The following is a 13532-nucleotide window of genomic DNA, read 5'->3' on the forward strand; positions in this document are numbered from 1 at the left end:
TATTTCACACAAAAAACCTCTCGAAGTCATTCATTAGCGAACAACAACGAGAGATTTTTAATTTTTACGCCTATTAATCAAAACTGTAGGTAGCACCTTCAGAATAACGGTTTCCTGCATTCCATAAGAGGAATTCATCCACTCCATATTCATTCAAGGCGCGAATTTGCTCACTGACTTCTTCAGCGCCATAATTCATGTACCATCCTGAACCAAGATAAGATGCTGTGAAGTCCTGGATCCACGGGCGGGAAATAGGGGCACGGTCGCCCAGGTTATCAAGGATTTCGTTTTCGAGTTCCATGTAGTTTGCGATGACATTATACGGCTCAAGATCTGGGCGCTCAATATCTAATGATCCTGCACCCCAGTGACTAGGGTAAATCATCGAAGAAATCACGTCGACATTCTCAGAAATTCTTGAAAAGTTCTGACCGATACCAGGAGTTTCTTCTCGCGTTGCAGCATAACCGAAGATATCTACAGATACATCGACATCGTAAGGCTGAAGTTCACGGCGAGCATAAGCTACGAATTCAGTTACAGCATCGACACGCTGCTTGACATTATCTAGATCGCTCTCTTCGTAATCGCCTCGAGAATAGTTCAGGTCTTCATCACGGTATTCAAATCCTTCAGGGAAGCGAACATAGTCGAACTGGATATCCTTAAAGCCAAGCTTAGCTGCCTGGCGGGCCACTTCAACATTATACTCCCATACTTCACGTTCATATGGATTGACGAAGCTTTCTCCGCGGCGGTTAGCCCATACGGATCCGTCATCTTCAGTAAATGACAGATCAGGGCGTTCATTAGCCAGTCTGGAATCTTTAAATACGACAATACGTGCAATTGGGTAAATATCGTTTTCCTCTAGATGTTCCATCAAAGGTTCAGCTTCAACAATGTTATTAGTGAACTGATTGACGTATTCATGATCGGATTCTATCGGCATGACAATATCGCCGTAATCATCTTTAACATCGATAACCATGCTGTTCAGTTCAGTCGTATTGAGCAGTTCGGTCAATGTTTCCAGTCTGGATCCACCTGCAGAATGGGCAGTGACGAAAATACCTTTCACGCCGTCTTCTGGATAGTCGATGTTTACTCCGCTGTCAAATTTAAACTGACGGGGGAAACTTTCCGGTACAGAAAGAAGGGGGTCTTGAGTATAGTTCAGGTAAGTTGTCTCGATATCTTCAGGCTGATCAACAGTATCATTTTCATCGGCTGAAACGACTGATGGGGAAAGAGAAGCAACTGCTAGTAAGGCTGCAGAGTAAAATACATGTTTCTTTAAATTAAGTTTCATTAATCTGTTTCCTCGCTTTCTGATTGTTCTGGAGTGGCGGAGCGAATCAAGTCGGGATCCACCAGTTCATAATCGTTTTCTCTTAAGCCTTCAATAATTTGAGGCGTGGCTTCAAGAGTCCAGCGACGGTCATGCATCAGCAAATTGGCTCCTGGTCTTAGCAGTTCGGTATTGACCATAATATCAGCAAGTGGCTCAGCTTCCATATAGCCGGATTCCCAGTCATAGCCATAGGTCCAGTTCATAAGGACCATCCCGTCTTCTCTAACAAGTTCCTTGACATGATCAGTGTTCTGACCGAATGGTGCTCTGAAGAAGCGAGGACGCTCTCCGATGATTTCCTCAATAAGGTCACTAGTCTTCATGATTTCCTCAGTCTGTTCATCTTCACTCAAAGAAGGGAGGCTCTGATGGGTGTGTGTATGGTTCCCGATGGCAAATCCCATCTCGTGAATTTCTCTAAGCATCTCCTGGCCTTCTTCACTCTCAATAAACATTCCGTTAACGAAGAAAATCGCAGGAGCGTCATGTTCGACAAGCGCTTCAGCAATGTCCACGGCGTAATTATCTGGTGCATCATCATAAGTAAGAAGGGCGACACGTTCGTTTGCTTCTTCGCCTTCAATCACTTGAATTGTAGCTATGTCATTTTCGTTGACTTCGTAAAGATATGAAGATTCTTCAGGTTCATCTATTGCCACGTCTTCTTCATCATCTGAGACTTCATTAGAGTGATCATCGTCATTCATATCAGCTTGACCTTCACTGGTTTCTTCAGAACTGTCTTCAACAGGTTCAGACTGCTCATCCGAATCGTATTCTGCATCTGAGGTATCACAGGCAGTCAATATAAGAGATGAGGCTAAAAATAGAGTAGCTAATGTTCGTTTCATAGTCTTCTTCTCCTTATTCATCCTCAGTCAATTGGTTATCAATAGATGTCTGCAGCTGGTCTAAACTTTCACCAAAGTCTACCAGTGTCTCGTCAAGTACGAGCAGGTATTCTCTAAGTTCGTCACGTTCGTCATTAATTGATTGAATGCCGTCGACGAAGTCTTCATAAGTCGCGCCATTTTCAGATAAACTGACGAAATAGCTGTCTTGTGAAGAGAGGGCAGCCTGGTAATTTTCTCTATACTGGATGAGCTGATCAGTAAAAGTATCGACGTCAGACATAACTGCATCGATTTCTGATTGATCCAGCAGTTCGCCTTCATAAGTATCGAGCGTTGACTGGTGTTTGCTCATTTCTTCTTCATGTGCTGCTATGTTTTCCAACACAGCTTCTCTGGATTCAATATTTTCGAATACCGGGGAAGAGCCATCACCTAAAGTAGTCAACTCATCATCCGATTCAAGTGTTTCACTGAAACTATTCTGCAGATCAGTTTCCAGATCATATAAATGATTCAGTTCATCCGCAGTCTCTGTTCTTAATCGGTCCAGTTCCTGTGTGGCCTCCTGCATATCTTCTAAGTTCTCTCCATCATCGCACCCAGCTAAAAGTAAGGCCGTTGAGCTGACTGCTAAGTATGTCCATCGCTTTCGAATCATTTAGTGATCTCCTTTATTGTTTTAAATATATACGATTACTTTTCGAGTATATCAGACTTCTTTATCTAATTAAACTGTAATGGGTGTAATCGAGTTATATTGTTTCTTTGATGAAGTAAGGGATTGAGAGAATCTTTCAGTAAAGGTAGGTTTCATCGCAAAAATATTGTACAATATGAGAAAGTCTACTAAAGAAAAGAGGATTTTATGATACTTTATTACACTTTGGCAGTTCTGATCATCGGACTGGACCAACTGACCAAGTATTTGACTGTTTCAACTATTCCATTTAGAGAAACAGTAGAATGGATACCAAATGTCCTGTCGTTTACTCATCATCGCAATACGGGAGCAGCCTGGGGTATACTTGAGGGCCAGATGCTGTTCTTTTACATCGTTACGGTTGTCGTTGTAGGTGTCGTCATTTATTATCTGCATACGTTAGGCAAGCAAGATATACTTATCGGCTTATCGCTAAGTATGATACTTGGAGGCGCAATTGGAAACTTCATCGACCGACTGATTCAACAGTATGTTGTTGATATGATAAAACTTGACTTCATCAATTTTCCGATCTTTAATATAGCAGATATTGCTTTATCGGTAGGAGTTGGACTGATGATCGTTTACCTTGTTATAGACGAGATTAGAAATCAGAAGAAAGTTGGACAATAGAATGACAGAAAGCTACACCTTTACTATTAAAAATGAATCAGGACGACTGGATAAGTTTCTGGCTGATCAGCTGCCGGATCATTCAAGATCTCAAATCCAAGGATGGATTAAGGATGAACAGGTTACCGTGAACAGTGAACCGTCAAAAGCAAATTATAAATTGCAGCAGGACGATGTTATTGCACTATCCATTCCTGAACCTGTAGAGATCGATGCACAGCCAGAAGACATAGCGATCGATATCGTGTATGAGGATAAAGATGTCGTTGTTATCAACAAACCTCAGGGAATGGTGGTTCATCCATCTCTGGGGCATGAAGGTGGTACTCTGGTCAATGCATTGCTTTATCATATTAAAGACTTATCAGGAATCAACGGGAAGATCAGACCCGGTATTGTCCACCGAATCGACAAAGACACATCGGGTCTTCTGATGGTCGCTAAAAATGACGTGGCTCACGAAAAACTGGCTGGACAGCTTCAAGATAAGACTGCCGGACGTGAATACATCGGGCTCGTCCATGGGGTCATTCAAAATGACCGTGGAACGATCGATGCTCCGATCGGACGCGACCCTAAAAATCGTAAAAAATATAAAGTTGTCGAAAATGGAAAACCATCTGTAACTCATTTCGAAGTGATTGAACGGTTCAACGACTTTACTCTTTTAAAACTGAACCTGGAAACTGGTCGTACGCACCAGATTCGCGTACATCTGGAATATATCGGCTATCGCATGGCTGGCGATCCACTTTACGGACCAAGAAAAACGCTTGAAGGACCAGGACAGTTCCTGCACGCCGCCTCTTTGCAGTTTGTCCATCCGACTACAGGAGAAAGACTATCGTTTTCAGCTCCACTGCCAGAATCATTTGAAGAAACACTAGATCACATCAGAAGACTGTAGGGAAAGGAGACTATTCATGTCAAAAGTCGTATCAATTTTAGATGAAGTGGCCTTGAACAGGGCACTTACACGAATTTCCTACGAGATCATCGAGCGAAACAAAGGGATAGACAATGTTATTCTAGCAGGTATAAAAACAAGAGGAGTATATATTGCAAATAGAATCGCCTCTAAAATCTCCGAGATTGAAGGACAGGATATTCCAGTTGGCGAACTGGATATCACCCTTTACCGTGATGATCGACATTTTCCAGAAGAAGTGGAAGATCCTGAAGTAAAAGGACAGATTTTTCCCGTTTCTGTTAAAGGAAAAGTAGTGATCCTGGTCGACGATGTCATTTATACCGGTCGAACGATTCGAGCGGCAATGGATGCTGTGATCGACCTTGGCCGTCCCGAAAAAATTATGGTCGCTTCTCTGACGGACAGAGGACACAGAGAAATTCCGATCAAAGCTGATTATATCGGAAAGAATATTCCTACATCAAAATCCGAGCAGGTTAAAGTATCAATGAAAGAGATCGACGGCAAAGATGCCGTAGAAATTATCAAACCTAATTAAAAAAAGAGGGTTGTACAATAAACGTTAAAGACCGAGTGATTACATCAAGTAGTCACTCGGTCTTTCCTATGCTTTTAGTGAGCGTACAGCTTCTGCACTTGGTGTGACAAAATACGTACTCTGACCCTCATAAATGACGTAACCTGGTTTAGCACCATTCGGTTTTTTTATCTGGCGAACCTGAACGACATCTACTGGAACAGAAGAAGACAGACGATACTTACTGTAATACGCGGCCAACATACAAGCTTCTTCAATGGTCTTTTCACTAGGTTCACTGTCTTCAATAATGACATGAGAACCTGGGATGTCTTTAGCATGAGCCCACCAATAAGATTTTTTCGCTTTTTTCAGTGTCAGTTCATCATTCTGTGTATTATTCTTTCCAACAAGAATTGATGTCCCGTCGGAAGACGTGAAAGCTTCAGGTTTTGACTTCTTCGGTTTCATCTTTTTACTGCTGCGTTTCTTCAAATACCCACCATCACGCAGTTCCTGTCTGATGTCATCCAAGTCAGAAATAGAAGCAATAGACAGCTGGGTGAGCAGTGTATCAAAATAAGCCATTTCTGCTTTCGTGGCAGCAATCTGTTGAGCCAGGTGAACCTTGGCATTCTTTAACTTCTGATATTTAGAGAAAAATTTCTGTGCGTTTTCTGCTGGTGTCTTCTGAGGGTCCAGGTGAATTGATATCATCTGGTTTTCTTCATAAAAATTAGGCAAGTCGACCTTTTCCTGCCCCTTATTCACCTCATGAAGATAGGCAGTCAGCACTTCTCCTTTAACACGTAGTTGATCAGCTTTTTCAGTGTCCTTTAGCTCTTTTTCAAGCTTTGCCAGTTTTTTCTCGTTCTTCTGATAAAAGGTACTGACCAGTTGAGTCAGGTCATTAGCCTGCTGATTGACCCTGTCCCGCTCACTCTTATCCTGGAAATAACGGTCCATCAAGCTACTCAGGGAATCATAACTAATACGCTCTCCTTCAATTGAATGGTAGTCAAAAGGGGTGAAGGTCTCCTTATTGCCATTCTTAATCAATGTCGGTTGAATACGTTCAGGACTGAACATCTGCATGAACTGCTGATAAACTGCTTCAGGAGAATCTTCTGTTTGAGTTTCTATACGGTGGACAAGTTCTACTGCCGAATCTTTACCGAATCCTTGCAAGGTTGACTGGACCCATTTGATCTTATCTTTAGTATTCAATTCTGATACAGGGAAGGGACCATCATAATTAAAGGGGTTATTCTTATGCTGATCGGGTGCCGGCCGATATTCAGCGCCAGGCAGCAAAGTCCGGTAAGTATTCTGGCTGGCCGGTACATGTCTGATTGCGTCAATCAGCTTGTTATCCGGCGTATTGACCAGCAGGATGTTACTGTGACGCCCCATTATTTCAACAATAAGAGAAAGGTGCTCCATATCCCCAAGTTCATTTCTGCTCTTGAATGAGAAGACTAGCTGACGATCATTTTCTTTCTGAGTAATTGATTCGATGACTGCACCATCTAGGTACTTCCTTAAAATCATGCAATAGTGAGGAGGACTGTCAGGATTCTCGAAAGGAATCGTTGTCAGCTGAACACGGGCATACTGTGGATGGGCAGACAATAGAAGAGACACGTTTTTTCGGTTTGCTCTAATTTTTAGAATAACTTCATTTTCATATGGCTGCTGTATTTTAGAAATACGGCCGCCCTCACATGTTTGTTTCAATTCATCTGTAAGCGCATGGACAAATAACCCGTCAAAAGACATTAAAAAAACTCCTTTCATTGTACAAAGTCTTCTATAGTATAGCACTTTTCCGATACATCAACAATTCTATTAAAAAGATTGCTGAATAGAATAAGGCGTGGTATAGTTGACGTGTACAATTGTTCACAGCTTTTTCATTTAAAGAGAGGGGTAATTGAATGGAATCACCAGGCAATACAGATGCGCTGCTAGAAAAGGTCACAGAGCTGAATCAGCTTTACAAGCAGGTAGCTGAACTGATGCTTCATGAACATGGTCTGTCAAGCTCGGCAATAAATCTGATCAAACTGATCGGCAACGATGAGTACACGCTAAAAGACATTACTCAGAAAAGCCGGCTGGATAAATCAACAGTCAGTCGACAGATGAATGCACTTGTCAAAAAGGAATTTGTGACTAAAACCACTGGAGAAGACAAACGATATGCTTACTTCACACTAACTGATAAAGCCCTGGATGTATTCTCCAATTATCATAAACATCTTGAAGAGAAGTTTGAGTCCATTCTTTCCGGCTGGACTGAAGAAGAGGTCCATATGCTGACAGTTCTAATCGGGAGACTGAACCGGAGCATGACCAACCGCATATAATAGAACAGGTAAGAGAAGAGGAAAACGAATGCTAACTAACAAGAAAATGTCTAAACCCCATCGTATCGCCTTACTGGGGATTCTTACTGCAATCATACTGATTCAGAACTTTGTGCCGTTTCTGGGGAATATTCCAATTCCACCGCTCAATCCGACGATCATACATATCACAGTCATTGTTGCAACGTTGACTATGAGTACAACAGACGGAATCATTATCGGTGCAGTCTGGGGAATCACTCGAATGATACGTGCCTATACTATGCCGGCAACGCCCCTGGATCTTTTGCTCTGGACACATCCAATGATCGCTCTTGTTCCTAGAATGCTGATCGGACTCTTTACTGGACTGTCTTATCGTCTGTCACACAGACTGTTTCCAAAGAAAGATAAGGTGGCACTCGCCAGTGCGTCGGTCGTAGGATCTTTTACAAATACAATTTTTGTCCTGTTTTTCATCTATCTCTTTTTCGGAGAAGCTTACGCTCAGGCAATTGATGTAGACATCAGCAATCTGGCTGGAGCTTTGGCAATCATAGTAGGAACGAATGGGGTAGCAGAAGCTATTGCAGCAGCTATCATTGCACCTCTAGTAACAATACCATTAAGAAAAATCACGATGAAAAAATAATTACTGATAAATGACTCTTCATCTGACGCTTCTCCTTTTACCACTAAGGAAAAGCAGGCTGATGAAGAGTTTTTTATTTAAATATTAAGTGTTATTGTTTTCAATGTAAATGAATTGGTGGTACTGTAAAATACAATAAAAAGGAGTTTTACAATGAGAGCAGTAACGTTTCAAGGTAAAGAAAAGATAGCAGTCACTACTGTTCCTGATCCGAAGATACAGGAACCGACAGATGCCATCATTCGTGTAACCTCAACTGCGATATGTGGATCCGATCTGCACTTGTATCACCATGGAAATCTGGTGCTGGATGATGATTACGTTATCGGACATGAGTCGATGGGTGTCGTCGAAGAGGTCGGTCCAGAGGTCAAGAACCTAAAAGTTGGAGATAGAATTGTTGTCCCTTTCAATGTAAGTTGCGGACATTGTCATTTCTGTGAACATGATATGGAAAGCCAATGTGACAACTCAAATAAAAATCCGGAAACTGATTATGGTGGATTGTTTGGATTTGGAAAACTGAATGGTGACTACCCAGGCGGGCAGGCAGAGTTTCTACGTGTGCCTTATGCAGATCAGAATTCCTTCAAAATACCTGACCAGTCAGTGCCGGACGAAAAAGTACTCTTCTTATCGGATATTGTTCCTACAGCTTACTGGAGTGTAGAACATTCTGGAGTGAAAGAAGGAGACACGGTCATTGTGCTTGGATCTGGACCTGTCGGCCTGCTGGCTCAAAAATTCGCCAAGCTGAAAGGTGCAGCACGAGTTATAGCTGTCGATTGTGTGCCTAATCGTCTGGAATATTCAGCCAAGAAAATCGGAGTAGAAACATTGAACTTTGAAGAAGTCGATCTACCGAGCCTGGCATTGAAAGACATGACCAACGGTGGAGCTGACGTTGTTATTGACTGTGTAGTTATGGACGGAAAAGAGCGTAAAATCGAGAAGGTTACCAATTTAATTTCAGCACAGAGGGGAACAACTAGTCCTCTGGAAATGGCTAGTATTGCCGTGAAGAAATTTGGAACGATCATGGTGACAGGTGTATACTTGACTCCAGGATCAAATTTCCCGATCAATAATATTTTCGCCAGAAACATCACACTGAAGACTGGACAGACGCCTGTGCCTCATCTCATGCCGAAACTCTACGACATGATCATGAAAGGCGACATTGATCCAAGTGACATTATTACGCATGTCATGCCAATGGAACAAGCCTCTACTGCCTATGATCTGTTCGACAAAAAAGAAGACAACAACATTAAATTTGTCCTGAAACCATAATCCGGTCAGGCTCAGCCCGCTCTGCGAGGGAACTCACCTCTCAGAACGGGTTTTTATTCTAGTTATGCTTAATTAACTAAATTATAGTATAGATAAAGGTGTTGAAGTCTACAGGCTTATTCCCTCTCATTATTACATAATTCGCTATTTTTTATCGTGTTGCGACAGAAGACATCCGCTTCTATAAGCGGGTGATGAATGACGCTTGAGCATGCTCAACTGTTTTTTTGTAAAAAACAGACCTCTTCCTGCAGTTACTTGTCACATAAAGAGATGTGTTCCCCTTGATTTAAAGCTCTCTTTAAGGTAATCTTAACTTAAAGAGGAGGGGAATGTATGTTCAGGTATAAAGCCTATAAATATCGTCTCTACCCCAATGAAAAACAGAAAGCACACATACACAAAACAATCGGATCCGCTCGCTCTGTCTACAATCATTTTTTAAATGAATGGACGACGGCATACAAAGAAACCGGGAAGGGCTTATCGTACACTAAATGTTCCGCTGCTTTGACTCAACTAAAAAAACAGTCAAACACGCTGTGGCTTAAAGAACCGGATAGTATCGCCCTCCAGGCCGCTCTGGAACACTTGTCAGATGCCTTTGACAGGTTTTTCCAGAAGAAAAAAGGCTACCCTGCATTTAAACGGAAGACCCACGGCCGTCAATCGTATACAACAAAATGGACGAATGACAATATTGTGGTGTTAGGGAATAAAATCAAACTCCCTAAGTTAGGCTGGGTGCGCTTTGCCAAAAGTAAAGACGTCAAGGGCACCATTCAGCGTGCGATTATAAGCAAAACCCCGACGGGAAAGTACTTTGTTTCGGTTGTTTGTCAAGTTGAAATGATAGCGGAAACAAAATCGGGTGCGGCTATCGGCATTGATCTAGGGATCACTGATTTTGCGGTTCTGTCTACTGGAGTTAAAGAAGACAATCATCGCTTTACATCTAAAATGGAAGCCACTCTTAAAAGAGAACAGCGCAAACTCTCCCGTCGCTATGACCAGGCAAAGAAAGACGGCAAAGAGTTGACGGCTGCCAAGAATTATCAAAAGCAACGCCTTAAAGTCGCTGGACTTTACGAAAAAGTAGCGAATCAACGACAAGATTTCTTGAACAAGCTTAGTACAACGCTCATCAAAAACCACGATGTGATCTGTATTGAAGCCCTTGATATTCAAGGAATGAAAAAGAACCGGAAGTTAGCTAAGCAGATTTCAGACGTCTCTTGGTCTGCCTTTGTCGACAAGCTCACTTACAAAGCTGAATGGCATAACCGCTCTCTGATCAAAGTCAGTCAATGGTTTCCTTCCAGTCAGCTGTGTTCAGCATGCGGGCATATCGATGGAAAAAAACCTCTCATCATCAGAGAATGGCTGTGCCCGGCATGCGGCGTGCATCATGACCGAGATATCAATGCGAGCATCAACATTCTAAACGAAGGGCTTAAAACACTGATACAGCCTGTTTAACGTAACTAACCGTAGGGACTACGGGGTTAGCCTGGTAAATAAAAGCAACCGCTGATACTCTAGAAAAGGCGTATCAAGTCTACTTTGTTCCCAGGAATCGCCCACTTCTAAGCGTGAGCGAAAGTGGGTGTAGTTCAATAAACTAAGTCATTTGATACGCTTTTGTCGGTTTTGTATCTGATTTGTCATTGCCTGATTCTATTCGTTGTGCTACACTTTTTAACAGTGGTATAATTTACTTAATATCATCAACTACTTGTTATGGAGGCAACTGAAATATGAAACAGACACGGACAAATAGAAAGAATAATACACCAAATACACCAAATACACCAAATACACCAAATACACCAAATACACCAAATACACCAAAAGGGCCTAAGAATAATACACCTGAAAAAATCTATTACGGAATCATAGCTGTATTGCTGGTCGTGCTGATTGGGATCATGGCATTTATATTCATGAATAGGGAATCTGCGGTCGATTTTGATGCTGATAACGGCACACCTGAATCTGAAGTCCTTACTGATACTGAAGACGAGGATGAAGACGACTGGGAAGAAGAACCTGCCGAAGAAGATCAGAATAATAATGGTGAAGAAGAAGCCAGTGATGCTGATGAAGAACTCGTCGATGATTCTGACGATGAGACTGCTGAAGATACAGAAGTCGACTCAGAGGAAGAAGAAGAGAATACATCGGATGAAACCAGCTATGAAGTTATTGAAAATGCACCGCTGGATGAAAGTCACAATACGAACTACAGTGAAGGGTCAAGCGACCGTGTAGCAATCGCCAATGCTGTATCATCTGTGACTGGGCTGAACCAGAGTGATATGATCACCTGGCGTGTAGGGAACAACGGTCCTGGACAAGTCTTTGCAGTCATGTCCGACAGCGGACGCAATGATGTGTATCGTGTGCTCCTTCAGTTCGGAGACGGACAGTGGCATGTAACTAGTGTTGAGGAACTTGCGGAAGTCCCTGCAGAATTCAGATAAGTTCTACCGGTTAATTTAATCGATTACGACCTGCCTGATGAACGGGCAGGTTTTTTTGCTCATAAATATAAGGGAACAGACGCATCTTTTTCGTTTTCATCCGCCTAACATGTTAAAATGATATAAAAGAATAGGAGGCGCCTATGAAATTTTCAGACAATAAATACAATATGATTCAAGACATCCTTGAGAAAACCGAAGCTGAAATTGAAAAAATGAACCCTGTCAATATTCTGATTGCCGGAAAAACAGGAGTTGGAAAGAGTACCTTGATCAACAGTGTGTTCAGGGAAAACCTTGCAGATACCGGAATAGGGAAGCCTGTTACTAAACATTTAAGGCGTATATCTAAAAAAGGTATCCCAATTACTCTGTATGATACCAGAGGGCTCGAATTGAACCCGAAAGTTCAAAAAGATATAAAGAACGAAATTTTCGATCTAGTTGAACAGAACAAGCAGACCAGAGATGCTGTTCATGCCGTCTACTACTGCATTCAGGCTAATTCATCACGAATAGAGGAGACGGAAATCGACTTGATCAAAGAAATTTCCTCTGTTCTTCCAGTCATACTGGTTCTGACCCAATCGATCGGTAAGCCTGCTGAAGAGTTCAACGCGTACCTGGAGAATCTCAATCTTCCAGTAGCAGCTGTTCAGAACATTATGGCTGAACCTTATGAAATTACAGAAGATTATGTTATTCCAGCATTTGGTCTAAAAGAACTGATCGACAAGACGCTTCAACTGATACCGAAAGAGGCACATGATGCTTTTATGAACGCCCAGCACGCTGATATCGAGCGCAAAGCTAAAGCGGCCAGACGTTGGGCTTCCCGTTATGTGGCGACTACATTCGGAGTCGGTTTCGCGCCGATTCCGTTTTCAGATGCCTCTGTACTGATTCCCATGCAAGTCACTTTACTCGCTCACATTACAGCTATATTCGGGATTTCAATGGATAAGTCGACCATAGTCAGTCTGATTGCTGCTGTAGGAGGCACCGGTTCAGCTACTATGATCGGGAAAACCATTGTCGCGAATGCATTTAAGTTCGTTCCAGGAGCGGGTACCCTTATAGGTGGACTGATCAGCGGGACGACCGCTTCGATCGTGACAAGTGCTCTCGGACTCAGCTACATCGAAGTATTGAGTATTATAGCTGCGAAAGAGCGGGAAGGCGAAAGCATAGACCTGGGACTGGTCGAACGTCTTATGCGCAGTCAATTTAAGAAGAATATAAAATTGAACCGCAAGGAACTCAAGACAAAAGATCTCGAGTTTGAAGGGGATGATACGTTGAATGAGGCCTACACGACCTACCAGGAGATGGAAGAAGACACTCAAAGTCCAAGCAGAGCTCAGAAAGCAAGCCGTGCCCTTTCAAAATTTGTCAGCCGGCACAATCCTTTTAACAAAAATAAATAGGTTAATACGTTGTCCTGATAGGTTTAGTTTCCCCTATCAGGCTTTTTTGTGAAAAATCGACTTTATAATAATTTACTTTTAAACAATCTTGCGTTCTACAATCAGGCCTATTCTGTAGAATAATTAGATTAATTGCTATAGACAATTTATTAGGTGCAACTATGCTTGTTAGAAAAAATTGGAATAAGAATATAAAGATTAACAACCGGTTTTAACGTAATTCCGAAAGAAGTCTCCCACTTCTAAACGTATGGGTACGAAGCACCAGTGAAAGTGGGAGATGAATTTAGGTCAAGCGATAGCTTGAAGTTATTTCTCAAGACCTTTTCTTATTAGT

General features: G+C 42.1%; 13 protein-coding genes. 9 read left to right on the forward strand and 4 right to left on the reverse strand.

Annotated features, from left to right (window positions below; all coding sequences use genetic code 11):
- Window positions 1-73: 73 nt before the first annotated feature.
- Genes ACYQ4S_RS01830 through ACYQ4S_RS01840 form a run of 3 tightly spaced genes read right to left on the reverse strand, consistent with a single transcriptional unit; the run spans window position 74 to window position 2869 of the window.
- Window positions 74-1315 (reverse strand): putative glycoside hydrolase, encoded by a 1242-nt coding sequence (locus tag ACYQ4S_RS01830; RefSeq protein WP_459768966.1) that lies wholly within the window; start codon window positions 1313-1315, stop codon window positions 74-76.
- Window positions 1315-2208 (reverse strand): polysaccharide deacetylase family protein, encoded by an 894-nt coding sequence (locus ACYQ4S_RS01835; RefSeq protein WP_459768968.1) that lies wholly within the window; start codon window positions 2206-2208, stop codon window positions 1315-1317. Before ACYQ4S_RS01835 ends, ACYQ4S_RS01830 begins: the two co-directional genes overlap by 1 nt.
- A gap of 13 nt (window positions 2209-2221) precedes the next feature.
- The gene (locus tag ACYQ4S_RS01840) at window positions 2222-2869 is read right to left on the reverse strand and encodes a YkyA family protein (RefSeq protein ID WP_459768970.1); all 648 of its coding nucleotides are present in this window, start codon (window positions 2867-2869) and stop codon (window positions 2222-2224) included.
- Window positions 2870-3076: 207 nt separating this feature from the next.
- Here ACYQ4S_RS01840 and lspA point away from each other — a divergent pair, with 207 nt between their 5' ends.
- The 3 genes from lspA to pyrR are packed head-to-tail and all read left to right on the forward strand — an operon-like array spanning window position 3077 to window position 5013.
- A complete protein-coding gene (lspA, locus tag ACYQ4S_RS01845; protein ID WP_459768972.1) occupies window positions 3077-3544 on the forward strand; it encodes a signal peptidase II in 468 nt (155 codons plus the stop codon).
- A gap of 1 nt (window position 3545) precedes the next feature.
- Complete coding sequence (locus tag ACYQ4S_RS01850; protein WP_459768974.1) at window positions 3546-4451, forward strand: RluA family pseudouridine synthase; 906 nt, start codon at window positions 3546-3548, stop codon at window positions 4449-4451.
- 16 nt (window positions 4452-4467) lie between these two features.
- On the forward strand, window positions 4468-5013 hold the full coding sequence (gene pyrR / locus ACYQ4S_RS01855; protein WP_346025056.1) for a bifunctional pyr operon transcriptional regulator/uracil phosphoribosyltransferase PyrR: 546 nt from the start codon (window positions 4468-4470) through the stop codon (window positions 5011-5013).
- Window positions 5014-5079: 66 nt separating this feature from the next.
- Here the strand turns inward: pyrR and ACYQ4S_RS01860 are convergent, their stop codons facing one another.
- Window positions 5080-6771, reverse strand: coding sequence for an NFACT RNA binding domain-containing protein (locus ACYQ4S_RS01860; RefSeq protein ID WP_459768976.1), 1692 nt, complete (start codon window positions 6769-6771; stop codon window positions 5080-5082).
- Window positions 6772-6929: 158 nt separating this feature from the next.
- Here ACYQ4S_RS01860 and ACYQ4S_RS01865 point away from each other — a divergent pair, with 158 nt between their 5' ends.
- The 6 genes from ACYQ4S_RS01865 (at window position 6930) to ACYQ4S_RS01890 (ending at window position 13195) form a co-directional block, all read left to right on the forward strand.
- The gene (locus ACYQ4S_RS01865; RefSeq protein WP_346025058.1) at window positions 6930-7361 is read left to right on the forward strand and encodes a MarR family winged helix-turn-helix transcriptional regulator; all 432 of its coding nucleotides are present in this window, start codon (window positions 6930-6932) and stop codon (window positions 7359-7361) included.
- Between the two features lie 28 nt (window positions 7362-7389).
- The gene (locus tag ACYQ4S_RS01870) at window positions 7390-7992 is read left to right on the forward strand and encodes an ECF transporter S component (RefSeq protein WP_459768978.1); all 603 of its coding nucleotides are present in this window, start codon (window positions 7390-7392) and stop codon (window positions 7990-7992) included.
- Between the two features lie 153 nt (window positions 7993-8145).
- Window positions 8146-9285, forward strand: coding sequence for a zinc-dependent alcohol dehydrogenase (locus ACYQ4S_RS01875; RefSeq protein ID WP_459768980.1), 1140 nt, complete (start codon window positions 8146-8148; stop codon window positions 9283-9285).
- 336 nt (window positions 9286-9621) lie between these two features.
- The gene (gene tnpB / locus ACYQ4S_RS01880) at window positions 9622-10764 is read left to right on the forward strand and encodes an IS200/IS605 family element RNA-guided endonuclease TnpB (protein ID WP_459768982.1); all 1143 of its coding nucleotides are present in this window, start codon (window positions 9622-9624) and stop codon (window positions 10762-10764) included.
- A 278-nt stretch (window positions 10765-11042) separates the two neighbouring features.
- Window positions 11043-11768 carry a YrrS family protein gene (locus ACYQ4S_RS01885; RefSeq protein ID WP_459768984.1) on the forward strand — a complete coding sequence of 242 codons (726 nt, stop codon included), beginning with the start codon at window positions 11043-11045 and terminating at the stop codon, window positions 11766-11768.
- Window positions 11769-11911: 143 nt separating this feature from the next.
- Window positions 11912-13195 (forward strand): YcjF family protein, encoded by a 1284-nt coding sequence (locus tag ACYQ4S_RS01890; protein WP_346025062.1) that lies wholly within the window; start codon window positions 11912-11914, stop codon window positions 13193-13195.
- Window positions 13196-13532: the final 337 nt, after the last annotated feature.

The sequence above is a fragment of the Alkalibacterium sp. s-m-28 genome (genome assembly GCF_054658175.1).

Bases quoted from the DNA above. Each gene is read 5' to 3' on its own strand.
- ACYQ4S_RS01890 (WP_346025062.1), top strand. From the start codon at position 11,912: ATGAAATTTTCAGACAATAAATACAATATGATTCAAGACATCCTTGAG.
- ACYQ4S_RS01875 (WP_459768980.1), top strand. From the start codon at position 8,146: ATGAGAGCAGTAACGTTTCAAGGTAAAGAAAAGATAGCAGTCACTACT.
- lspA (WP_459768972.1), top strand. From the start codon at position 3,077: ATGATACTTTATTACACTTTGGCAGTTCTGATCATCGGACTGGACCAA.
- ACYQ4S_RS01865 (WP_346025058.1), top strand. From the start codon at position 6,930: ATGGAATCACCAGGCAATACAGATGCGCTGCTAGAAAAGGTCACAGAG.
- ACYQ4S_RS01870 (WP_459768978.1), top strand. From the start codon at position 7,390: ATGCTAACTAACAAGAAAATGTCTAAACCCCATCGTATCGCCTTACTG.
- ACYQ4S_RS01860 (WP_459768976.1), bottom strand. From the start codon at position 6,771: ATGTCTTTTGACGGGTTATTTGTCCATGCGCTTACAGATGAATTGAAA.
- ACYQ4S_RS01840 (WP_459768970.1), bottom strand. From the start codon at position 2,869: ATGATTCGAAAGCGATGGACATACTTAGCAGTCAGCTCAACGGCCTTA.
- ACYQ4S_RS01885 (WP_459768984.1), top strand. From the start codon at position 11,043: ATGAAACAGACACGGACAAATAGAAAGAATAATACACCAAATACACCA.
- ACYQ4S_RS01850 (WP_459768974.1), top strand. From the start codon at position 3,546: ATGACAGAAAGCTACACCTTTACTATTAAAAATGAATCAGGACGACTG.
- ACYQ4S_RS01835 (WP_459768968.1), bottom strand. From the start codon at position 2,208: ATGAAACGAACATTAGCTACTCTATTTTTAGCCTCATCTCTTATATTG.
- ACYQ4S_RS01830 (WP_459768966.1), bottom strand. From the start codon at position 1,315: ATGAAACTTAATTTAAAGAAACATGTATTTTACTCTGCAGCCTTACTA.
- tnpB (WP_459768982.1), top strand. From the start codon at position 9,622: ATGTTCAGGTATAAAGCCTATAAATATCGTCTCTACCCCAATGAAAAA.
- pyrR (WP_346025056.1), top strand. From the start codon at position 4,468: ATGTCAAAAGTCGTATCAATTTTAGATGAAGTGGCCTTGAACAGGGCA.